At 64.5% G+C, this 24,000-nt stretch carries 15 protein-coding genes; 1 reads left to right on the forward strand and 14 read right to left on the reverse strand.

Features of this window, described 5'->3' with window-relative positions; translation table 11 throughout:
• Nucleotides 1-255: 255 nt before the first annotated feature.
• Nucleotides 256-1,218: a hypothetical protein gene (locus KVY23_RS06185; RefSeq protein ID WP_230555739.1), complete on the forward strand. Its 963-nt coding sequence runs from the start codon at nucleotides 256-258 to the stop codon at nucleotides 1,216-1,218.
• Between the two features lie 92 nt (nucleotides 1,219-1,310).
• Here KVY23_RS06185 and KVY23_RS06190 read toward each other — a convergent pair whose 3' ends face one another.
• The 14 genes from KVY23_RS06190 to glf form a co-directional block, all read right to left on the reverse strand.
• Nucleotides 1,311-2,855 carry an acyl-CoA carboxylase subunit beta gene (locus KVY23_RS06190; protein ID WP_230555740.1) on the reverse strand — a complete coding sequence of 515 codons (1,545 nt, stop codon included), beginning with the start codon at nucleotides 2,853-2,855 and terminating at the stop codon, nucleotides 1,311-1,313.
• Between the two features lie 4 nt (nucleotides 2,856-2,859).
• A complete protein-coding gene (gene pks13, locus KVY23_RS06195) occupies nucleotides 2,860-7,896 on the reverse strand; it encodes a polyketide synthase Pks13 (RefSeq protein WP_230555741.1) in 5,037 nt (1,678 codons plus the stop codon).
• A gap of 43 nt (nucleotides 7,897-7,939) precedes the next feature.
• Entirely contained in the window at nucleotides 7,940-9,838 is a 1,899-nt protein-coding gene (gene fadD32 / locus KVY23_RS06200; protein WP_206508913.1) for a long-chain-fatty-acid--AMP ligase FadD32, read from the reverse strand.
• A 192-nt stretch (nucleotides 9,839-10,030) separates the two neighbouring features.
• On the reverse strand, nucleotides 10,031-11,050 hold the full coding sequence (locus KVY23_RS06205) for an LLM class F420-dependent oxidoreductase (protein ID WP_075837664.1): 1,020 nt from the start codon (nucleotides 11,048-11,050) through the stop codon (nucleotides 10,031-10,033).
• A 178-nt stretch (nucleotides 11,051-11,228) separates the two neighbouring features.
• Nucleotides 11,229-12,176, reverse strand: a complete 948-nt coding sequence (locus tag KVY23_RS06210; protein ID WP_230555742.1) for a cutinase family protein — start codon at nucleotides 12,174-12,176, stop codon at nucleotides 11,229-11,231.
• Between the two features lie 11 nt (nucleotides 12,177-12,187).
• Nucleotides 12,188-12,748: a DUF732 domain-containing protein gene (locus tag KVY23_RS06215; RefSeq protein WP_230555743.1), complete on the reverse strand. Its 561-nt coding sequence runs from the start codon at nucleotides 12,746-12,748 to the stop codon at nucleotides 12,188-12,190.
• Nucleotides 12,749-12,909: 161 nt separating this feature from the next.
• On the reverse strand, nucleotides 12,910-14,703 hold the full coding sequence (locus KVY23_RS06220) for an alpha/beta hydrolase-fold protein (protein ID WP_374108695.1): 1,794 nt from the start codon (nucleotides 14,701-14,703) through the stop codon (nucleotides 12,910-12,912).
• Between the two features lie 322 nt (nucleotides 14,704-15,025).
• Nucleotides 15,026-16,039: an alpha/beta hydrolase family protein gene (locus KVY23_RS06225; protein WP_206509136.1), complete on the reverse strand. Its 1,014-nt coding sequence runs from the start codon at nucleotides 16,037-16,039 to the stop codon at nucleotides 15,026-15,028.
• A 302-nt stretch (nucleotides 16,040-16,341) separates the two neighbouring features.
• A complete protein-coding gene (locus tag KVY23_RS06230) occupies nucleotides 16,342-17,334 on the reverse strand; it encodes an alpha/beta hydrolase family protein (RefSeq protein ID WP_187346668.1) in 993 nt (330 codons plus the stop codon).
• A 201-nt stretch (nucleotides 17,335-17,535) separates the two neighbouring features.
• A complete protein-coding gene (gene zomB, locus KVY23_RS06235; RefSeq protein ID WP_374108691.1) occupies nucleotides 17,536-19,428 on the reverse strand; it encodes a flagellar motor control protein ZomB in 1,893 nt (630 codons plus the stop codon).
• On the reverse strand, nucleotides 19,406-20,311 hold the full coding sequence (locus KVY23_RS06240; RefSeq protein ID WP_230555745.1) for a decaprenyl-phosphate phosphoribosyltransferase: 906 nt from the start codon (nucleotides 20,309-20,311) through the stop codon (nucleotides 19,406-19,408). The genes zomB and KVY23_RS06240 overlap by 23 nt, the downstream gene beginning before the upstream one ends.
• Nucleotides 20,308-20,844, reverse strand: a complete 537-nt coding sequence (locus KVY23_RS06245) for a phosphatase PAP2 family protein (protein ID WP_230555746.1) — start codon at nucleotides 20,842-20,844, stop codon at nucleotides 20,308-20,310. Before KVY23_RS06245 ends, KVY23_RS06240 begins: the two co-directional genes overlap by 4 nt.
• The gene (locus tag KVY23_RS06250) at nucleotides 20,822-22,729 is read right to left on the reverse strand and encodes a glycosyltransferase (RefSeq protein ID WP_230555747.1); all 1,908 of its coding nucleotides are present in this window, start codon (nucleotides 22,727-22,729) and stop codon (nucleotides 20,822-20,824) included. The genes KVY23_RS06245 and KVY23_RS06250 overlap by 23 nt, the downstream gene beginning before the upstream one ends.
• A complete protein-coding gene (gene glf / locus KVY23_RS06255) occupies nucleotides 22,726-24,000 on the reverse strand; it encodes a UDP-galactopyranose mutase (protein ID WP_268994804.1) in 1,275 nt (424 codons plus the stop codon). The genes KVY23_RS06250 and glf overlap by 4 nt, the downstream gene beginning before the upstream one ends.

The following is a 24,000-nucleotide window of genomic DNA, read 5'->3' on the forward strand; positions in this document are numbered from 1 at the left end:
GGGGCGGGCCGCACTACCAGCATGAATGGGCCCTTGTAGCGCTCTAACCGTTGCGGTGGCCCATTCATGCGGCGGGGGCAGGGGCGGGGACAAGAACGGGTGGCACACGGCGACCTAGCATGCAGCTACGACACAATGCATCAGTTCGGCGCCCGCAAGCCCTGGTTATCCACAGCGGCGGCGCTCGTCCACAGACGGCCCTGATACGCCTCGAATCGCGGTTCCGATGTCGGTTCGAGCACCGACAGTGCAGCCATGAAGAAACCGACATGGGCGCGAACCTCCCAACTTCAAGACCTGAGTACGCATTGCGTGGTGACCAGAGCACAGTTGCGAGAGGCGAAGGTCTCCGACAGCACCCTCACCGCGCGCTCTGGACCCGGCGGGCCGTGGCAGCGTGTGCTCCCCGGGATATATCTCCTGCACAACGGCTATCCGTCGCAACTTCAGCGTTCGGTCGCGGCGCTGGAATACTGCGGGCCCGACGGACTCATCACCGGCCTGGTCGGGCTGGGTGCGCACGGCTATGGCACCGACTCGTCGCCGAACGAAGTGCACGTGCTCATCCCCGGTGATGCACGGCGGGCGTCGAAGTCGTTCGTTCGGGTCGAGCGGTCCTGGCGTATGCCCGAGGCCGTGGTCAAGGGCAGCCTGCGCGTGGCTCCACTGGTTCGGAGTCTCGCAGACGCGACACGGTCTACGAAAACGGACGAGCATTGCGTCAAGCTGATCGCCGAAGTTGTGCAGCGAGGGGGTGCGACGCTCGACGACATCGCGCGCGAACTTGCGGAAGGGCCAAGAAGATACGGAGCGATCAGCAAGCGAGTCGTGCGCGAGCTTCGCGACGATGCGCACTCGGTCGCGGAACTACAAGCGCAGAAGCTGTATGCCGACAGTGGGCTGCCGCCGATGATGCACAATTGCAACATCTACACCGCGTCAGGGGAATTCATCTGCAACACCGACAACTGGCTCGACTGCGTCGGATTCTCGTGGGAGATCGACTCGCTCGCTCACCATCTGTCGCCGAAAGATCACGCGGAAACCATGTCTCGACGGATGAGGATGCAGGGACACGGCCTGATTGTCGCCTCCCACCTTCCCAGAGACATTCGGGACAATCCAGGCAGAGTGCTGGCCGATTTGCGATCGCACTACCAGCAGGCATTGAACCGGCCGCGGCCTCCAGTCGTCGTCCGGCCTGCACAGCGTCACTGACCGCGGCCACGGGCATGAATGGGCCACCGCAACGGTTAGACGGTTGCAATGGCCCATTCATGCCGAAAGGGGAGGGGAAAAAGCGGCGGCAGCTAGATCGGCAGCAGGTGGTGCTTCCGGGGATTCTTGAACACCTTCTTGTCCGTCAGCAGCTTGAGGGCCGTGCGGAGTTCGAGTCGGGTTCGCGACGGCTCGATGACGGCGTCGATGTAGCCACGCTCGGCTGCCACCCACGGGGTTGCCACGTGCTCGTTGTAGAAGTTGATGAGCTGCTGGCGGACGGCGGGTGCGTTGTCGCCGGCTGCGGCAAGCTGCTTGCGGCCGATGATGTTGACGGCACCTTCGGCGCCCATGACGGCGATGCGGGCTGTGGGCCAGGCGAAGTTGATGTCGGCGCCGAGCTGCTTGCAGCCCATCACCGCGTAGCCGCCACCGTAGGCCTTGCGGACGACCACGGTGACCTTGGGAACGGTTGCCTCGATGTACGAGAACAGGAAGCGCCCACCGCGTTTGATCACGCCGACCTTTTCCTGATCGACCCCGGGCAGAAACCCGGGCGTATCGACGAGGAACACGAGCGGGATGTTGTAGGCGTCGCAGATGCGTACGAACCGCGCGGCTTTGTCGGCACTGTCGGCGTCGAGCGCGCCGGAAAGGAACATCGGCTGGTTCGCGACGACTCCGACGGACTTGCCGTCGACGCGGGTGAGGCCGGTGATCACATTCGGTGCGATTCCCGTCGAGAGTTCGAGGAACTCGCCGTCGTCGAAGATCCGCAGGATGATGTCGTGCATGTCGTAACCGGCGTTGTCGGCGTCGGGCATGACCTTGTCGAGCGAGAGGTCGGACTCGGTGATCTCGGGTTCGAGTCCCGGGTTGACGACGGGTGGGTCGTCCTGGCAGCTCGACGGCATGTAGCCCAAATAGGTTCGCACCCAGTCGAATGCAGCCTTCTCGTCCTTCGCCACGTGATGCACGTTGCCGTACTCGGCCTGCTTGCGGGCGCTGCCGAGTTCGTCGAGACTGACTTCCTCGCCGGTGACGGACTTGATGATGTCCGGTCCCGTGACGAACATGTACGCCTCTTCGGTGGCGACCACGACATCGGTGTTGATGGGTGCGTAGACGGCGCCGCCGGCACACTTGCCGAGGATCACCGAGATCTGCGGGCACATACCGGACAGCGGTTCATGGCGTCGCCCGAGTTCGGCGTACCAGGCCAACGAGGTGACGGCGTCCTGAACACGGGCACCGCCGGAGTCGTTGATGCCGACCACCGGGCATCCGACCTTGATCGCGAAGTCCATGATCCCGGCGACCTTGCGGCCGAACATTTCGCCGACCGTCCCACCGAAGACGGTCTGGTCGTGCGAGAACACTGCCACCGGTCGGCCGTCGACAGTGCCGTGCCCGGTGACCACGCCGTCGCTGTAGAGCGCGGTCGGGTCGTTGGGCGCTTTCACCAGGGCGCCGATTTCGACGAAACTACCCGGATCCAGCAGCATGTCGATACGTTGACGGGCGCTGGGGATGCCCTTCTTCGCACGCTTGGCGATACCGATCTCACCAGACGGTTCGCTGGCGAGTTCGAGGTTGGCCCGCAGATCGGCCAACTTTTCGGCGGTGGTACCAGTCAAGGTTCTAGGCTCCGGTTCTCGCTGACTCGATCTCGTCGAGCTTCTTCGTCATGTGTGCCGCGATCCGTCCAATGTACGGCTCGTCCACCACTGCGAGGTGGTCGCCTCCGATGTAGACGATCTCGAGATCCTGCACCACCGGAGCCCAGCCGCCGTGCTCTTCTCTGGTGGCGTATGCGGGCTCGAGCGCGATGGCGTCATCGTGGTACTTGTCGGCCATGTAGAGCGTGACGTGCCCGCCGTACTTCTTGAGCTCCGCGGTCTGGATTGCTCGGTTGTCGAGCCACGACGTGCGCTGATGCTCGATGATCCCGCCGGGGATCTTTGCGCCACTGAGCTTGACCAGGTCGGTGATGATCCGGATCTGCCCTTCGTCGTCCGCGTCGACGAGCTTGTCGTACGGAATCGGGTAGTCGACGCCGTAGGTCTTCTTCGCGAACTTGGCGTACCGCTCCCAACGACGCCGGACCTCTTCACGCGTGTCGGGAATTTCCCTACCCGGCATCACCGTGTCGAGAAGCCCCACGTATGCGACCTCGATGCCCTGCTCTTCCATCTGCCGGGCGACCTCGTAGGCCAGGATTCCGCCGAGTGACCAGCCGACGAACACGTACGGTCCTTCGGGCTGGATCTCGCGAATGAGCGGGACGTACTCGGCTGCACGCACCGAGATGGGACCTTCGACGCGCTCGAGACCGTACATGGGTGTGCCTGCGGGCAGCTTGCGTAGCAGCGGCTCGTAAGCCACCGTCGAACTTCCAGCCGAATGGAACGCGAACACGGGGGTGGCGGTCGACCCTTCGGGACGCGGGCGCAGGTTGCGAACAACCCCGTCGATCTCGCCGCCTTCGAGGTGCGGTCGGACCTTCTCTGCCAACTGCTCGATGGTTTCCGAATCGAGCACGTCGTCGAAGGTGACCTCGCCGCCTGCCCGCTCGGTCAGCCGTGCCGCCAACTTCTCGGCGGTCTCGTCGTCGAGGATCGGGAGGGTGTTGAAGATGCCCTTCGCGGATTCCTTCGTCACCACCGCCCAGGTTGCGAAGGTCAGACGCTCGGCGTTGTCACGCGGCGGGACATCGGATCCGGCAGCCTCGGCGAACGATTCGCGACTGCTCACATCCGACGGCTCGGCGGCAGGGACCGGCTGGTACTCGGCGCTCGGCACGGTCGCCTCGGGCGAGCCCACGGCGGAGTCGACGGCTTCTTCCCGTGCCTGCTGGCCCTCGTCGGCGGCGGCCTCGGCGGCCTTGTCTGCCTGCTGCTTCTCGGCGAGTGCCTGGACTTCCTCGCGGTTGTCGAGGGCGTAGCGGAGGTACTTCTCCACCTCGAGGAGGTTCGCATCGCGTACTGCCTGCAGTTGCACGGTGGGGATATCGAACTCGTACTCGACACGGTTCTTGATGCGCACCGCGCTCAGCGAATCCAACCCCAGTTCGATCAACGGGATCTCCGGCGGCAGGTCCTCGGGCGCGTAACCCATGGACTCGGCGACGATGATCGCCAGACGATCTTCGAGCCTCTGATTTCCGTTGGGGTCCCAGCGATCGCCGAAGTCCTCGACCACCTCGGGCAGTTCTTCCATCGGCGATGTCGACGGCAACGCAACTGCGGCAGTCGGTTCGGGTAGCGCGTCACCGGAGGTGACCACTGCCTCGTGCAGCAGGGTGAAGCCACCACCGCGGTTGGCGTGGATCTGCAGGGAGGCTCCGCCGAGGTGCGTGGTGAGGGTGGTGACGAGGGTGCCACCGCGCGGCACCACCGCGTGCGTCACCGATGCGCCGAGCGTTACGTCCGAGAGCACCTGCGCTGCAGCAGCTTCGACGAGCAGATCCAGCGAGTCGACGGCCGAGGCGTCGACCTCCCAGACACGGCGACCGTCCGGCAGCGAGACCCGGGCACCGGGAACACGTGAGTTGCCGGAGGAGCTGACTCGGGTGCTGAGCCAGAACTCCTTGCGCAGGTAGGCAGTTCGCGGAATGGGTGCGTAGCCGCCCGCACCGAAGAGAGTGGTCAGGTCCAGCGCGTGCCCGTGCACGTACAGCTGCGCGAGGGCCGCGAGGAAGGTCTCGGATTCGTCTTCCTTGCGCTTGAGCGTGGGAATGAGGGTCGCGTCGGCGACACCGGCGGCCCATGCCGTCGCAGCCACCGACATCAACGCCACCGGGTTGGGTGCCAGTTCTACGAACGTCGTATGCCCATTTCCGACGGCAACGTTGACAGCCTGTGTGAACCAGACCGGGTGGCGCATGCCCTTGGTCCAGTAGTCGACGCCGTGGATCGGCTCGTGGCCGGCACGGTAGTCCGATTCCTTGTCCACCGACGAGTAGACACCCGCGCGAAGCTTGCCGGGTTCGATGCCCGCCAGCTCGGCCGCTAGCTCGCCGAGCAGTACGTCGACGGCTGCTGTGTGCCCCGCGCCCTTCACATCGAGGATGCGTGCCATCTTCTCGGCGGCCTCTGCCATCTCGACGAGAGCCTCGATCTGCGCACGCGGACCACCGACGGTGGTGTGCGTCGGTGCTGCGTACACGCACGGTTCGACGTCGGGGAACTGATCGGTGAGCGCGGTGACCTCGTCCGGGGTGTATTCGACGAGCGCCATGGCGCCCTGCGAGGCCGCACCGAGGCCCTCCTGGCCCTCGGCCAGCAAACGTGAGCGGGCGTAGATGATCCGAACTGCGTCTTCGAGGTTCAGTCCGCCTGCGACGTAGGCGGCGGCGACCTCGCCCATCGAGTGACCGATGACCGCTGCCGGTTCGGCGCCGTGCGCCCGCAGCGTCGCGGCGAGGGCGACCTGAATGACGAAGATGGCTACCTGGGAGTTCTCGAACTCGTAGGTCTGCGAGTCGTCGAGGATGATCTCCTTGATGGAGTAGCCGGCCTCGTCGATGAGCAGCTCGTCGACCTCGTCCACGGCCGATGCGAAAACCTTGTTGGTGCGGTACAGCGTCGATGCCATCTTGCGGTGCTGCGAGCCGAAGCCCGAGAACACCCACACGGCGCCGTTCGACGCGGGGGAATCCGCCGAGAAGACACCCTGTCCGGGCTTTCCTGCGGCAATGGCGCGCAGGCCGGTGATGGCCTCGGCGCGCGTCGATGCCAGTACCACTGCGCGTGAACGGCCGTGGTTGCGCTTTGCCAACGCACGACCCACATCCGCGAGCGGCGTCGTGCTGCCCGCTTCGGTTTCGAGCCAGTCGGCGAGATCGGATGCGGCGCGCTTGCGGCGCGAGGGCAGTGCCGCGGACACCGCGAGGACGACGGTCTCCGCTGCGGCGGCTTCCTCCGTGATCTGCTCTGCCTCGGCGATCGGGTCGGTGGACTCCACCTCGGACCCGCCCCCAGAAACACCCCCAGAAACACCCTCCGCCAGAACAGCATCCGGATCCGCGGGCTCCACTCCTGCCACCTCGTCGGCGACGTACTCCTTCACCACTACGTGCGCGTTGGTGCCGCCGAAACCGAATCCGGAGATACCCGCGACGGCTTTGCCGGTGTACCGAGGCCACTCGGCACCCTCGGCGATGACCTGAAGGTGTGCTTTGTCGAAGTCGATGTACGGGTTGGGGCCGGCGTAGTTCAGCGAGGCCGGCAGACGGTTCTGCTGCATCGCGAGCACGACTTTGATCAAACCTGCTGCGCCTGCAGCGGATTCGAGGTGGCCGAAGTTGGTCTTGGCCGATCCGAGCAGCGCAGGCTTGTCCGCGTCGCGGCCCCGCCCGACGACGCGTCCGAGCGCGTCCGCCTCGATGGGATCGCCCAGAATCGTTCCGGTTCCGTGCGCCTCGATGTAGTCCACCCCGGACGGGGCGATGCCGGCATCGCGGTATGCGAACCGCAGCGCGTCGGCTTGGGCATCCGGGCTGGGCGCGAGCAAACCGTTGGAACGCCCGTCCTGGTTGACGGCGGAACCGGCGACCACCGCCAGGATGTCGTCGCCGTCACGCTTGGCGTCCTCTAGTCGCTTGAGTACGACGAGGCCACCGCCCTCGGAACGGATCATGCCGTTGGCGTCGGAGGAGAATGCTTTGATCTTGCCGTCGGGTGCGAGCACACCGGTCTGACCGAAGCCGACGGTGATGGGCGGTGCGAGCAACATGTTGACCCCGCCCGCGAGGGCCAAGTCCGATTCGCCGGTCCGCAAGCTGCGGACCGCCTGGTGCACAGCCACCAGCGAGGACGAGCAGGCGGTGTCGACGGCGATGGACGGTCCGCGGAAGTCGTAGAAGTACGACACCCGGTTGGCGACGATGGCCGTCGAAGTGCCGGTGAGTGCGTACGGGTGCGCGTTCGGGTCGCTGACGGCGAGCAGTTGGTAGTCGTTGGAGGAGCTACCGATGAAGACGCCGACCTGCTTGCCCTTGACCGAGCTCGCCGGGATGCGGGCATGTTCGAGGGCTTCCCAGGTGAGCTCGAGTGCCAACCGCTGCTGCGGATCGACGTTGACGACCTCGTTGGGCGACATCGCGAAGAACTCGGCGTCGAAGGTCTTGACGTCGTCGAGGTAGCCGCCCTTGGTGACACATGCGTCGACGGCGGCCTTGATCGCGGGGTCGGAGGTGAATTCTTCCCAGCGGCCCTCGGGCAGGTCGGTGATCCCGTCGCGCCCCTCGCTCAGCAGTGCCCACATCTCCTCGGGCGTCGTGCCCGCACCTGGGAATCGAGTGGAGACGCCGACGATAGCGATGTCGTGCGAGTCCGCATGCACGTTGCCCTGCAGGTAGAAGGCATCGTCGGCCGAGTCCGCGGGTTCGTCCGGTTCGCCTTCGATGATGCGGGTGGCGAGCGAGGCAATGGTCGGGTGCTGGTAGGCGACGGTTGCCGTCAGCGTCACTCCGACCAGCTCTTCGATCTCACCGCTGAGCGCCACGGCGTCGCGGGAGGACAGTCCGAACTCTTCCATCGGCCGATCGTCGGAGATTTGATCGGCCGGCTGACCGGTGGCGTCGGCAACCCAGTTACGCAGCCACTGACGTAGCTGAGCGACAGTCATGTCAGCGCCCTCGACACGTTCGATGTTGTCAGTTTCTTGTTCAGCCATCACTCACCAAGTTACGTGTCGAAGGAGTACGGGAGCGCGGACGTCAGTCCGGCAGCTCCGCGTCTGGGAACGCATTCTGCTGGTATCCGCCGCGCAGGGTGCCCTCGATGTAGGCGGCCTTGCATGCACGGCGGGCGATCTTGCCGCTGGAGGTGCGCGGGATGGATCCGGCGGGGACGAGTAGAACGTCGCGGACGGTGACACCGTGGCGGGCGGAGATCGCGGTGCGCACCTCCTCGGCGATGGGCTCCGGGTCGGCCTTGCCGGAGCCGGGCGCACGCTCGGCGACGATGACCAGCTGCTCCGAGCTGTCGTCCGGATCCTTCGTCAGCGCGGCACCCCTGAACTCGAACACGACGTCGGGGAGTTGGTTGAGCGGAACGGCGAACGCGGCCACGAAACCCGGGCGCAGAGCCTTGCTCGCTTCCTGCGCCGAGAACTCGAGGTCCTGCGGGTAGTGATTGCGGCCGTCGACGATGACGAGATCCTTCACACGGCCGGTGATGTAGAGCTCGCCGCCGTGGTAGACGCCGTAGTCGCCGGTGCGCATCCAGTTGGCGCTCTCTGCGGCGCCTTCGGCGTGTGAACCCTCGGCAATGCGGCTCACTAGCTTGTTGTGGAACGTTTCGCTGGTCTCGCGTTCACGTCCCCAGTAGCCCTTGCCGATGTTCTCCCCGTGCAGCCAGATCTCGCCGACGTGATCGTCCGGTACCTCGGTGGCATTGTCGGAGTCGACGATGGTGGCCCACTGACTGCGAGCGACGTACCCGGTCGAGACCTGCGGGATGGCGCCCGGCGCGTACTGATCCACCACGACGAACCGGCCGGCGTTGAGTTCGGTGCGATCGACGTAGACGACCTTCGGCTCGTCGGCGTGCTTGCTGGTGGAGACGAACAGGGTGGCCTCGGCCATGCCGTACGACGGTTTGATCGCCGTCTTCGACAGACCGTACGGGCCGAACGCGTCGTTGAACTTCTTCATCGAGGTCGTGGTGACGGGCTCGCTGCCGTTGATCAGCCCGATCACGTTGGACAGATCGAGTTCCTCACCGTTCTTCGGGAGACCGCGCTGCGCGGCGTGCTCGAAGGCGAAGTTCGGGGCGGCGGCGAACGTGCCGGCGCCGTCGGAGACAGCCGCCAGTTCCTTGATCCAGCGCCATGGCCGCTGCACGAATGCGCGCGGGCTCATGATGGTGATGTACTTGCCGCCCAGTGCAGGCAGAATGACCGTCAGCAGGCCCATGTCGTGGAACATCGGCAACCAGGTCACGCCGCGCGAGTCCTCGTTGATCTCCATGCTGTCGACCATCTGGAGGGCGTTGACGCCCACAGCGCGGTGAGTGATCTCCACACCTGCGGGGGTACGCGTCGAACCGGAGGTGTACTGCAGATACGCGATGTCGTCGAGCTGAGCCGGCGGCTCGACCCACGTCTCGCCGACGCTGTCGGGGATGGCGTCGACTGCGATGACACGGGGACGCTCGGCCGCGGGCAGCGAGCGGAAGAAGTTGCGCACGCCGGCTGCAGAGTTCGTTGCGGTGAGGATGGCCGTTGGGCTGCAGTCGCCCAGGACGGCATGCAGACGGTCGGTGTGCCCGGGCTCGTCGGGGTCGAACAGCGGGACAGCGATGGTACCGGCGTAGATGGCGCCGAAGAATGCGACGACGTAATCGAGGCCCTGCGGGGCGAGAATCGCGACACGGTCACCGGGCTTGGTCACCTGCTGCAGGCGCGCCGCCACCGCGCGCAGTCGAGTTCCGAACTGGGACCAGGTCAGCTCGTGTGCCTCGCCGTCTCGCTCGCGGGAGTAGTCGATGAATCGGTAGGCGAGCGTATCGGCGTTCTCGGCCACGTTCACCTCGACGTGGCGAACCAGCGTCAGCCCCTCAGCGATGGTGATGTGGCCGTTTTCATCGATGTAGTCATCGAATGTGTGGCTCATTTGTGTTCAATCTCCTCCGACGAATCCGCTGCTGCTTGGTTCTCGAACAACGGATCGCGCCCCGATTTATCTACGGCTCACGCATTCCCGAGCAGCGTGAATATTACTAGCTGGTAGCTATTTCGATGACCAATTCATCGTGTCCGCGTCGAACAAACCCGCAGGTCTGCGGGTTTGTTCGACGCACCCGTGTCACTCGCCCTTCAGCAGGTCGATCACAGGCGCGAACGCTTCCATCTGGGTGGGAAAAACCCCAACATAGGACATCGTCGTTTTCTCGCGAACGTTACGGATCTGATCTGCGATCTCCTCGTAAGTCCCGAAGGCCAGGTAGGGCGAGGACAGAATGTCGTCCACACTGAGCTTGACGTCCACGTCGACGTTGGGCGGGTAACCGTTGTCCAGCGCGGCCAACGCCATCTCTGCCATCTGCTCGCGATCATCGGTGACCACGATGGTGGTGATGGCCCAGTTCAGTTCGATCTCGTGGAACCGATCACCCGCCGCCTTGCGGATGAGTTCGACACGTTCGAGGGTCTTGTCCAACGTCATGCCGGACAGTAGAAGCTTGCCTTCCTTCGTCGTACTCGGCACCACGGAAATGATGTCGGCGTACTTCGCGGCCAGGGCAAGCATTCGCGGTCCGCCGCCGCCGACACAGATCGGGGGGCGTGGGCCCTGCCTCGGCCGGGGGCTTCCCTTCAAACCGGTGATGGTGAAGTGCTTGCCCTCGAAGTTGCATTCTTTGCCGCGCAGCAGAGTATCGAGGATTACGAGGCTTTCTTCGAGCTTCTCGATACGAATGCCGGGGCGGTCGTACACGATGCCGGCTTTGTCGTACTCCTCGCGCATCCAGCCCGCGCCGAGCCCCAGCTCGAGGCGGCCTCCGGACAGTACATCGATGGTGGCTGCGTCCTTGGCCAGGATCGCCGGATGCCGAAACCCGTTCGCCAGCACTGCGGTGCCGAGCCGAATCTTGTCGGTGGCGATGGCGAGTGCACCGAGGGCAGCGATGGGGCCGACCTGGTTGCCCAGGTGATCGGGAATCATGAAGCTGTCGTAGCCCAGCTCCTCGGCCTGTTGCGCCAGTTTCACGAACTTCCGCGCTCCCCCCTCCTCCGCGTTGCCCTCTCCGCCTGCGGCGAAACGGAACTTGCGCAGCGCCGTGACGTGCCCTTCGGAAGGCAGGTCAGGGGCCTGGGCGGAACTCATGTATAGGTCTCCTCGGTGCGGGCGCTCGGTCGATGGTCAACGCCACTTCGACGCTGGTCCAAGGCGCCACTCTAGCTGTTCCCCACGTGGGAATACACCGGGCATGTCCAGGCCCGTCCGCTTTGTGCCACACCAACAGGACGGGCACCGAGTCCTTGTGAGAACTCAGCCCCCGTAGTCAGGAGTGCGGAATCTCCGGAGCGGACTCGACGAGACCCCGCGCCCAGCCGGTCGTCCACTGTGTCGCGGTGGTTCCCGCCTCGTCTACGACGAAGCTGTTGTACGAGGCGTGCACCGGATTTCCGGCGGCCCCGAGCAGAATGTTGATGCTCTGGGGAATGTTGGTGATCGACATCCCCTCCGACGGCGCGGCACAGATGAGATCGCCGGGAGCGCATATCTGTTGGACCTTGCCCTCGAGTTCGCCGAAGCCACCTTCTCGGGCTCCCGTCATCGTGATGCCGGGAAGATCGAGGCCGCCGAGCGCGACCTCGGCACCGACCCCACCGACCGCCGGGCCGACGGCTACTTCGGAGGTTCGCCGGCCGTCGGCGATGAGGGTGACGCCGAGGATTTTGTCGGCGGCGACGGGGCCGTTGCCCGCTCCGATATCGGCGGCGATGTCGCCGGCGATCACCGCACCCTGGGAGAATCCGACCAGGACGTAGTTGGTCAACGGGCAGTGATCACTGACGCGAGTGAGCTCGGCCAGCGTCGCGTCGGCGCCCTGGGTGCGGCTGTTGTTGTACGACTGCTGACCGTCGGGAGGGAACGCGATCGGATTGGAGAACTGCGCGACGTACGGGACGGTGAAGACGCTGGCCCGGCTCGGGTCGAACTGCTCCTGCAGCGGACGCGAGACGTTCAACATCAGCGACACCGGGTTGGCTGTCGGGTTGTACGGATCGTCGAACGCCGAGGACTCCCAGGTACCCGGGATCGAGATGACCACGACGTCCGAGCAGTCCGCCGGTTGCGACTGGGGTTCCTGTGGCGGGGGCAACGGCGACGGAATCCGCTCGGGCAACCGGCCCGCGAGGAGATACCACAGCGCGAGGATGATCAGTCCGAGGATCACCACCGCCGCGATCAGCTTGGGTAGTAACCGCCTCTTACGTTTCGCCATCTACAGATGCCTCAGCAGAACGTGTTCGTAGCGGCGGCGATGTAGATCTGTGCGTCCTCGCCTGCCTGCTCCGCTGTTATCTGGGTTCCGGCCGCGCTCGCCTCCACTCCCACGTTGGCTGTGACGAACGTGGCGATCTCGTCCGCGGGTACGCCCTGCGACTGCGCCGAGCAAATGTACGTCGCCGTCGACACCGCGATATCACCGTTGCCCGCGGGCGTGATGCCGTTTTTCTCGAGCTCGGCGAGGAACGCCCGGCCACGATCGTCGACGGGGCTCTCGGTGGGCCCTGGGAAACCTTCGGGAACCGGCTGCGGCTGCTCGGGAGGTGCGGTGGCGGCTTCCCCCGGGCTTGTCGTCACACCGGGAGCGTCCGAGTCCTCCGACTCAGGCGATGTGGCTTCGGCCGAGGTCGTCGCTGCTGCCGTGGTGGTCTGCGACACGGAGGGCGTCCCCGTGGCAGTGGAGTCGTCGCTGCCGCAGGCGACCAGCATCGTGCCCGCCGCCACGGCGAGGGCACCCATGGACAGGGTTCGAGTCAGAGAAGTTCGCACGGTCGTTGACTTTCGCATATTCAATCCAGTCCTGGAGCACGTTTCTAGGAGCATCCGAGTGGCCGAGTTCGGCGGCAGGTTCATGCAGGGACGGTACAGAGAGTCCTTGAGAATTCTCTGAGTGAACACGAATCAGCCGCCTCGGCGCTGTCGGCATCTCGCCGGCAGCGCCGGTGACGTCACGGGGCGATGGTGACCGTTCCGTCCTTGACGGTGATGATTCCGAACTGGAAATTCTGCTGAATCCCGCCGCCGTCCATCTCGAACTGGTCGCTCGTGATGTAGCCGAGGCGGCCGTTCTCGTAGCCCTCGTTCTTCCAGGCGTCGAAGATCTCACCGTTGCGAATGGCCCAAGCTCCGGTCAGCGGACTCCAGTAGATGTTGCCGCCCTCGAACTCGTTGAACCGGCCCCCGTCGCGGAGCGGTCCCATTTCGTTTGTTTTCGGGAAGCCGAGTTGGCCGTTCTCCCAGCCGAGTTGGCCGTACTTGCCCAGGATCATCCCCTGCACCGAGTGCGTACCGTGTTCGGGGCTGTAATACATGGCGCCGATCTCGAAGCCCTGCACTACCCCGGGCTTCGACGGTGTGGCGACCTCGCTGAGAACCGGGTAACCGAGCGGACCGTTCTCGTAGCCCTGGCGTGCCCACTCGTCGAGAATGGCGCCGCGCACCGCATGCGCACCGGTCTGCGGGGTGAAGTAGATCATGCCGTTCTGGAAAGAGTTGACCCGTCCGCGTCCGTCGGGCACCCCGTACTCACCGGTGGTGGGGAAGCCGAGTGGGCCACTCGGCCCACCCGAACCCTGATAGGTGCCGCCGATCGCGCCGGCGACGACATGCGCGCCGGTGTCCGGGGAGAAGAACACCCGGCCGAATCGGAAGTCCTGTGCGCGGCCACCGTCGACGTTGTACTCGGCCGTCAGGCAGTCACCGAGCCAAGCGTTCGCACCGGTGGTGTTGCCGATGGCGCCCGCTACGGTGCAAGCAGGCTTGTCCGCCTCGACGCCGAGCGTGTTCGCCAGCTGTGGCCAGAGCTGCTTGAGCTCGAACTGCCAGTACTCCCACGTGTGCAGACCCGAGGGGCGGTAGTTGACCTGTGCCGGGATGCCGAGCTTGTTGAGCTTGGTCGCGAACGTCTGCGAGGTCAGACGTGAAAGTATCTCCAGACCCATGCCTGCGTAGTTGGAGCTGACACCCGGGATTCCCGACGGTGGATCGTACGGTCCCGCCACGCCGTTGCCGCTCGAGATGTAGAGGCTCACACCCTCGAGTTTTTCGGCGAGCAGGTACGGGTCGTGCTGAGCCCACAGGTCGTTGGTGGGAGCGCCCCACATCGCCTTGGACGAGAAGCCTCCGGCGTCGGCCATCGCGTACTGGATCGCCTGCGGCATACCGAGCGAGGTGGTCGTCAAGATTCCGGACAAGGAGCCGGCGAACTGAAAGAAGCCTTTGTTGCGGGCGGCGAGGAACATCGCCGAGGTGCCGCCCATCGACAGACCGACGACGCCGCGAGTCTGATTGGTACGCCAGTCGTTCTCGAGAATAGGAGGCAGCTCCTTGGTCAGGAACGTCTCCCACTGGTAGTTCTTGCCGTTGTCCTGGTCGACCCAGTCGGAGTAGAAGCTGGACTGTCCGCCGACGGGGAGTACGACGTTGACGTTCTTGTCTGCGAAGTACGACTCGGCATCGGTCTCGGCAGTCCAGCCGTTCTCGGTGTCGGTCGCACGCAGACCGTCGAGCATCCAGACCGACGGGAAGACTGCCTGCGGGTTGATGTTCCAATCGCGGGCGAGCAGCAGCTGAACCTGGATGGGAGTGCCCATCGACGGAGAATCGATCCACAGCGCGACGCGGCGGTCCGACAGCCAGTCGACAGCGGTGACGGTGGCCGCGGACGGAGCCTGCGTGGGGGCGGGCAGCGTTACCGCCGCCGGCGTCGCCTGGGCGATACCTGCGGCGCCGAAGGGGGACATCAATGCTGCCGCGAGCACTGCGGCAGTGGCGGCCCGCCGAGCCTTGTTTCCGGCCGTCGGACGCCGGCCGAAGCGAACAAGCTCAGTGCGCATGGTGGTGACTCTCTTTCTCTTGCTGCTTGCCGAAGTCGCGTGACTACCTCGTCGCAGACCTCTGTAGATGTCTTTTTACACGCGAACTACGCCAGAACCGGAGAGACTCGCTGTGACGGATGGTGCAATTGTGAATCAACGTACCGTGGCAGCCCCCCACGAGCGCACTACCCCGCACGCACGAATGCCGCCCTGCAAGGCAGGACGGCATTCGTGGGACGTCAGCTAATCAGGCGTTCAGAGCTTCGAGGATCTGACCGCGAGCCTTGAACAGCTCCGAGGACCAGTACGGCCAGCTATGGGTTCCGTTGCTCGGGAAGCTGAACGTGGCCGGAATACCGAGCGTGGCCAGGCGCACCTGGAATGCTCGACTGTTGGCCAGGGCCAGGGCTTCGAGAGCCATGCCGTTCGCTGTGTTGTAGAAGTCGATCGGCGCGCTCGGGCGGTCGTACTCACCGGGCAAGCCGCTCGCCGCCGAGATGTACATCGACAGGCCGCGCAGCTGCGGTGCGAAGACGAAGGGATCGTTGCGCAACCAGGCCGGGCTCCAGGGCGGTCCCCACATGGAATCGACGTTGAACCAGGACTGCGAGAGCATCGCGGCGCGGATGGCCTCACGCATACCGGGTGCCGAGATGTTGAGGTAGCCCGACAACGAGCCGGCGAACTTGAACTGGTCGCGGTGGTAGGCGGCCAGTGTCAGGGCGGCGGAACCGCCCATCGAGATGCCCAGCACAGCGTTGTTGGTGCGCGAGACGCCGTAGCCCTCGAGATAGGCGGGCAGATCCTCGGTGAGGAAGGTCTCCCACTTGTAGGTCACTTCCTGACCGTTCAAGTTGGACGCCGCGTACCAGTCACTGTAGAAGCTGGCCTGGCCACCGACTGGCATGACCAGCGTGACATCGTCGCCCGCGAACTGATCCTGCGCATTGGTCTCGAACGACCATGCGTTGCGATCCTCGCGAGCACGCAGGCCGTCGAGCAGGTACAACGCCGCGTTGCCGCCACGCGCAGCCCACTGGACCTGAACCTTGATGGGGCCCATATCCGAGGGAACGAAGAGATCCTCACGACCACCGGCAGGCGCCGTGTGCGCGATCGCGCCCGGCGCTGCCACTGCAACTGCGCCGCCGACCATTCCGGCTGCGATGGGAACCACCAGCGCAGCAGCGCTCACTCCGAGGAGGCGCTGGCGCCACCTCTGAGACAGTCTCGGTCTGGTCTTGAGGCCGGCAAATCGCATGGATCGTGCTCTCTCTCGTCTTCTGCGGTTCCGCGGTCATGCGGTACCCGCTCTTCCCAACAGGGCGGTTCTCGGCCCTGTCGGGCCGCAGTGAAGGTATTCAGTCGTGGTCACTCAAGGCGAGCAAAGTGGACACTAAGCCATCTTTCGGCCCATTAGCAACACTGTGATCTTCATCTCAGGTTGGAAAAACGGCCGGTAACAGACTGTGACCTTAACTCGCACGAACCCCCGCTGACCACCCATGTCGGACAGTGAATCGTCACAGAACAAGATGATGAGCGGGGGTCGAGTGGGGAATATCAGCCGATGTGCGCGCTCAGGTCCGGCGCCATGATGTGCACCTGCTCCTGCCAGTAACCCCACTGGTGGGTTCCGACGCCAGGGAAGGCGTACGTCACGTTGTTCGCACCGATGCTGGCCATGCGGATCTGGAATGCGCGGCTGTTCGCCAACGCAATTGCCTCGAGGCCCATGCCGTTGGCGGTGTTGTAGTAGTCGATGAAGCTGCGCGGCTGATCGAGCCCACCGGGCAGGCCGCTACCGGCGAAGACCCACACGCGAGTGCCGTTGTCGCGAAGGCGCGGCGCGAAGACGAACGGATCGTTGCGTAGCCATGCCGGATCCCAGGGTGGTCCCCACATGGCGTCGATGTTGAAGCGGCCCGAGTCGAGCAGCGCCAACCGCATTGCTTCACGCATGCCTGGTGCCGAGATGTTCAGGTAGCCCGAGAGCGAACCGGCATACGAGAACTGGTCGGGGTAGTACGCGGCCATTGTCAACGCCGCGCTGCCGCCCATCGAGATACCGACGACACCGTTTCGGTTGGGGTTGAAGCCGAGACGACCTGCGAGCTCGTTGCGCAGGTTCTGCGTCAGGAACGTCTCCCACTTGTAGGTCGTCTGCTGGCCGTTGAAGTTGGAAGGTGCGTACCAGTCGGAGTAGAAGCTCGACATGCCACCGACAGGCTGCACGACGTTGATGTTGTATGCGGCGAGATGCGCGCCTGCGTCCGTCTCGTGCTCCCAGCCGGAGATGTCGTTGGTGGCACGCAGACCGTCCAGGAGGTACACCACTCGATCGGTGTTTCCGTCGGCTGCACGCCAGATTCGACTCTTGATCGGACCCATGGAGGAATCCACCACGAAGTCGAACGCGCGCGGGTCGAATGCGGCGTTGGCCGTCGCGCCGGTTCCGGCGACTGCCAGTCCGAGAGGCAATGCCACAGCCATCACCAGAGAGGTGACAATCCGGCGGAAGCGCCCCCCGGCTCCCTTGTTCGTTCTACCCAGCATGCATTCGACCTCTCAGCAGTGACGATGACCCGCAGAAACCTGCGGGTCACCCATTTCGGCGACGTGAAGCCGGCCCTCGGGGCCAGAGCAGTCACACATATCTTTCGCATACATCGACCCGGAGGCGCCGTACGTTACGAAAACGAGATATCCCATTTTGGCTACCGGGTAGTTACGACGCAACTCGATCGATCCTAAGGGTCAATTGTCGGACCTCGGAATCGGTGGCTCCAAACCACATCTCTGTAATTCGTATTCCGGGATGCGGTCGAAGCGATATCCCGCATAGAAAAACGACCGCTTGAAGTTTCTGACGAACAATTCGCGGGTCAATGGCGCGCGGTACGAGGTCAACAATTCTTGCGTATCGGGGCAGGTCAACGCCACACTCGCATCGGCAACCCAGTCCTCGTCCATGTACCAGGGCAAGAACGGATGCTCGTCGACGAGACCGAGGTCGGCTACCACCCAGTCCGGGAAGAGGCTCTTGTCGTGCCCGATACGGCCATTCTCGAGACGTTCGGTATGCGAGGCCAAGGGATATGCCAAGCCCATCTGATCGATCACTCGTACATCGAGACCGACATTCATACTGGTCATACCCAGGTTCAAGAAGTAGACCGTGTGACCGACGCCGCCCGGGGGTATCGGCAGCGGTGGCGGCACCACATCCCAGTAGGTGAATTGCGCACTCGGCAGGAGCAGACCACCGTCGGGAGTGTTCTCGATGGCCGCGACCATGGGACGCATTCGCGGATAGTCCAGGTAATCCGCAGCAAGAATCGGATGGGCGTGGCCGGTGTTCAGTGCGTAGAAAGCGCGCTCGTCGACGATCCCTGTGCGACCGACGATCGCACCCTCGGGCATCCCCGTGGTGTTCGCGGCGAAGAACGCCCAGATGACCGTGGTGACCCAGACGAGGCCGCCCACTGCGAGGGTCGCCGTCGCCCGCGCATCGGATCTGCTCGCCGGAACCGTCAGTTTCAGGATCGCCACAGGCAGTAGAAGCGTGAACAGCGCCGGCAGCAACGTGCGACCGTGCATGAAGTCTCCGCCGACTCGGACGGCGTACAGCAGCGAAAGGACGCCCCCGAGCAGCGCGAACGCGACTACTGCCGTCGGCGTCCGCAACGACCGCTGCACATCGCCGACGTTTGTGGGGACGGTGAACCGCGGTCCCCGCAAAGCGGTGACGATGCCTCCGACGAGAAGCAATACCAGTGGCAACAGCAGCATGTAGGGGCCGAGAAGGTTCCAGAGGTAGTTCATGCCCTGCGACCATTTGGCGCCGCCCGCATCCTTCGAGACCGCTGTGTTGGGGTACGGCAGTCCGTAGTAACCCATCCGCCAGATCTGATAGAGGATCGGCGTCGCGCCCGCGATCGCAAACACGAAGAACCGGCTCACCCATGTCTGCGGAGCCAGAAAGATCATCACCAGCGCGAGGGCGGACAGAATGACCAGTTCGGGCCGGACCAACGGACCCAGACCGGCCCAGAAGGCGAGAAACAGCACCGCAGGCAGGCCGACATCCCGGGTCGCCCATCGAACCATCATCAGCCACAGCAGCGCGATCCAGAAGATGACCAGGCAAGTTTCCAAACCCGATGTGGCGAAATCCCGTGCCGGCGGCAGCGCAATGTAGACGAGCACGCCCGCGGGAAGATAGAGAGTCGCACGTGCGGTAACGCTGTCCGTGTGGAGCGCATACGTGCCCAGCATCGCCACCACTACTGCGGCCGTCGAGAGCACCAGCGCAATGGTGAGGACGACGTACTCGAGGCGCGCCTCGCTGAGCCAGCCGACCGCATACACCAGGTAGGTCCAGACGGTGCTCGTACTGGCCTCGACCCGCTCGCCCGCATTGAAGACCGGACCGTTTCCGGCCAACAGATTGCGGACGGTGCGCAGGACGATCAAGCCGTCGTCGGCGATCCACCGTCGCTGCCAGGCGCCGAGCAGGAAGAGCAGAGCCGTAACCGCGACTCCCGCACCGAAAACAGCCCTGTTCAGCCGACGACCGGATCGGCTCGTCAGCCCCCCGCTCTTCGGCCCCCCGCTCTTCAACTCGTCAGGCGAGGTAGACAGCGACACCCACTACTCCGATCCACGCAAGGGCAAGCACCTGCAACACCCTGTCGCCGAGCGCGATCTCTTCGGGCTCGCCTGCTTCGCCACCATCGACGTCCACCGCGTATCGCAGGATAGCGATCGTGAACGGAATCATCGAGATCGCAAACCAACTCGTGGCTTTTTCGGCGTCTTGTTCGAAGGCCCACAATCCATAGCAAAGCACGACTGCGGTCGCCGACAGTGTCCAGACGAATCGAAGATACGTCGTGGTGTAGTTCTCGAGCGACTTGCGGATCTTCGCACCGGTGCGTTCGGCCAGTTGGAGCTCGGCGTAGCGCTTACCCGCTGCCATGAACAGTGAACCGAAAGCCATGATCAGCAGGAACCACTGCGAGAGCGGAATCGACGCCGCGGCACCACCGGCGATGGCGCGCAGCAGGAAGCCGGAGGACACGATGCAGATATCGAGCACAGCCTGATGCTTGAGTCCGAAGCAGTAGGCCAGTTGAATGACGATGTAGATGCCGATGACGAGGGCGAGCTGCCAGTTCGCGAGGAACGAGAGACCGATGGCGGCGACGAAGCTGACGATCGCCATGGCGTAGGCCAAGTTGACCGGCAGCACGCCTGCGGCGATCGGACGGAACCGCTTGGTCGGGTGCGCGCGGTCGGCGTCGACGTCCAGCGCGTCGTTGACGAGGTACACGCCCGAGGCGGCGAAGCAGAACACCACGAACGCCAGCGCGACGGGCAGCAACACATCGATCTGGGTCGCCGAGCCAGCCGCCAGCGGAGCGGCGAGCACGAGTACGTTTTTGACCCATTGGCGCGGCCGGAGGGCCTTGATCACCCCGTCGAGAAGGTTCTTCGGTGGTGCGCCCAGGGGAGCTGCTTCCTCGCTCATTTGTCTCCTTCGAACTTGCACACGGCGGCTGCGGACAACGCGCCGAGCGCTGAGCCGGCAAGTACGTCGGTGGGATAGTGGACGCCCAGTACCAGCCGCGAGAGCATCATCGGTGGTACCAGAACAGCAGCTACCGGCAGACCCGTGAGTCTGCCGAGCAGCAGGGCGGCGGCGGTCGTCGACGTCGCGTGCGAGGACGGGAAGCTCAGTTTGCTCGGAGTCGAGACGTTGACTCGAACCGAAGGGTCGCTGGGTCGGGGGCGGCGTACAACCCGCTTGATCACGATCGACGCAGCGTGCGAACCGACTGCGCCCACGGCGACACCGGCCCACTGACGCCTACGAGTGGGATCGAGTGCGGCACCGACGCCGGCGATCGCAACCCAGCCGAGGGCATGCTCACCGAAATGTGACATACCTCGTGCCACCGAGATCGCCGCTGGTTGCGCACCGACTGTGGCCTGGACCTTCGCCAGAATCCGCACCTCGGCTGGGGCCTCGTCCTGATTCTTACGCCTCGTAACGAAAGACACGTTCCCAGGTTTCCTTACTGGTGAGGTGAGGTACGGCGTCGCGGTAGCGAGCCTTCAGATCGGGGAAACGGCGAGCGAGCTCGCTGCGTAGCGCCATCGCTTCCTTGAACAGGGCGGCGGCCTCGTCGCGGTCACGCTTGCGGTAGACGACGCCCCGGCCGTCGGCGGTAGTGACGGTGACGCCATCGACCTGCGAGAGCAGGAACCACCGCGCATCCAGCGTGGGCACGTTGAGCTGCGGTCGCTCGTGGTGACGCGTATGAGCGGGCCGGACGCTGTGCACGAGGCCTTTCGCGAGGCGGCCGATCTTCGCCAGCGGATTCTTCGGCATGCCTACCGAACCCACCTCTTCACCCGAGGCGAGGGGGAGCTCCGTGGACGAACCCACCACGACAGCGTCGGAGTAGGTCTTGCGCAGTGCGTGCACCTCACCGAGCGAGGTAGGAAGGATGTCCAGGATGTGCTCGGGGCCCGCGAGGAAGTCACGGATCGCCTTGTTCTGAATGGCGACGGTCGAGTATTCCAGGCACAGCAGGTGCTTGACGGTGGCCTTGACGGTGTCGAGAACGAGGCCGCGGCCGTTGCCCGGCATGTGCAGCGCCGCGACGACGAGGCGGTTGCGCAGGTGGAAGTACGCCTGCCAATCGATGGCGTCGTCCTTGTCGCTCCAGGCCATGTGCCAGATCGCGGCGCCCGGCAGCGTCACCGTCGGGTAGCCGGCATCGCGTGCACGCAAGCCGTACTCGGCGTCGTCCCACTTGATGAACAGCGGCAGAGGTTGACCCAGCTCCTCGGCAACGACACGCGGGATCATGCACATCCACCAGCCGTTGTAGTCGACGTCGATGCGCCGGTGCAGCAGCTTGCTCGAGCGCAGTGGCTCCTCGCTGAAGTCGTGGTCGTACTCGACGTTCTGGGCGGCAGTCCACATGAAGTTGCTGCGATCGATCACTTCACCCATCACGTGCAGGTGGCTGCGCGCCTGCAGGTTGAGCATCTGGCCACCGACGAGCGTCGGGACCTTCGCAAATCGCGACATCGCGAGCGCTCGCAGAATGGAGTCCGGCTCGATCTCGATGTCGTCGTCCATGAACAGGATGTGCTGGCAATCGGTGTTGGTCAGCGCCTCGTACATGATGCGGCTGTACCCGCCCGAACCGCCAAGATTGGCCTGGTCGTGGACCGCCAAGCGGCCTCCGAGGGCTGCGGCGGCCGCGTCGAATCCGGGCTCGTCCTTGGCTTTGCGGGTGCCCTGATCAGGCATGATGACGGCCTTGACGACACCGAGGACCAGCGGGTCGGAGCCGATGGCGGCAAGTGCCTTCACGGCGTCGGTCGGCCGGTTGAAGGTAGGGATTCCGATGGCGACGCTCGCCTCGCCCGGTGCCTCGACGGGTGCGAACCACCCTGCGCTCTCGAGCACGACCTCGGAATCGGAGGTGATGTCGAACCAGATCCAGCCACCGTCCTCGAACGGACCGAGATCGATCATGAACTCCTGCGCGGCATCACCGTCGACGGCCTCGCGCCCCTCGACGTGGATGCGCGAGGCATCGGCCTTCGAGCGGTAGATGTCGATGCGGCAGTGGCCCGAGACCTCGATGCGCAGTACGACGGACTGCAGCACGCTGTAGCGCCGCCAGTAGCTCGCCGGGAAGGCGTTGAAGTACGTGCAGAACGACACCTCGGACTCGGCGCCGACGGCGAGCGAGGTACGCGAGAGCGAATGCGCCCGTCGCGCGTTGGTCGTCGCTTCCTCCAAATACAGGGTGCGCACGTCGAGCGGCTCGCCCGAGCGCGGCAGCAGTACGCGCTGCAGCAGCGATTTACCCATGACCGGGACGACATCGGCGACGCCGTCCTCCAGCAGATGCTTGGCCGTCATTTGTCCCCTGTCAGGGCTGCGCCCGATTCGAAGTGCGGAGCGAGGGTGTTGTCGTAGAGGTTGAGTGCGCTGGCGATGGCCATGTGCATGTCGAGGTACTGGTAGGTGCCGAGGCGGCCACCGAACAGGACATGGTTGGACGCCGTTTCTGCCTTGGCGCGTTCCCGGTATGCCTCGAGCTTCTGGCGATCGTCGGGCGTGTTGATCGGGTAGTACGGCTCGTCGCCGCTCTTGGCGAAGCGGGAGAACTCGCGCATGATGACCGTCTTGTCGGTCGGGTACTGGCGCTCGGGGTGGAAGTGGCGGAACTCGTGGATCCGAATGAACGGCACATCGCCGTCGTTGTAGTTCATCACCGGGGTGCCCTGGAAGTCACCCGTCGGGAGTACCTCGGTCTCGAAATCGATTGTGCGCCAGCCCAGTTCGCCCTCGGAGTAGTCGAAGTAGCGGTCCAGTGGGCCGGTGTAGACGATAGGGGCGTCGGGGCTCTCGGCCACGAGCTCGGCCTTGACGTCGAACCAGTCCGTGTTCAACCGGACCTCGATCTTGTCGTCGGCGGCCATCTTCTCGAGCCATGCGGTGTAGCCGTCGACCGGTAGTCCCTCGTAGGTGTCGTTGAAGTAGCGGTTGTCGAACGTGTACCGCACCGGCAACCGGGTGATGTTGCCCGCGGGCAGATTCTTCGGATCGGTCTGCCACTGCTTGGCGGTGTAGTCCTTGATGAACGCCTCGTAGAGGGGGCGTCCGATCAACGAGATCGCCTTCTCCTCGAAGTTCTGCGCGTCCTTCGAGTCGAATTCACTGGACTGCTCGTCGATGAGAGCCCGCGCCTCGGCAGGCGAGAAGTACTTGCCGAAGAACTGCGAGATCAGGCCCAGGCCCATCGGGAACTGATACGACTGGCCCTTGTGCAGAGCGAAGACGCGGTGCTGGTAGCTGGTGAAGTCGGTGAACTTGTTGACGTACTCCCACACCCGCTTGTTCGAGGTGTGGAACAGGTGCGCGCCGTACTTGTGAATCTCGATACCCGTCTCCGGCTCAGCCTCCGAATACGCGTTGCCGCCCAGGTGGTGCCGCCGATCCAGCACGAGGACACGCTTGCCCAGCTGCGAGGCCGAACGCTCCGCAACGGTGAGGCCGAAGAACCCCGACCCGACGACAATGAGGTCGTATCGACCGGTCGAAGAGGCGTCGGAACTGGCAGGGGAAGAAGATACGGCAGTCACGGGCAACCAGGGTATCCGACGAGCGGCTACGCTCCCGCACACCAT

The sequence above is a fragment of the Rhodococcus sp. I2R genome, from assembly GCF_020889545.1.
GTDB lineage: Bacteria > Actinomycetota > Actinomycetes > Mycobacteriales > Mycobacteriaceae > Rhodococcoides.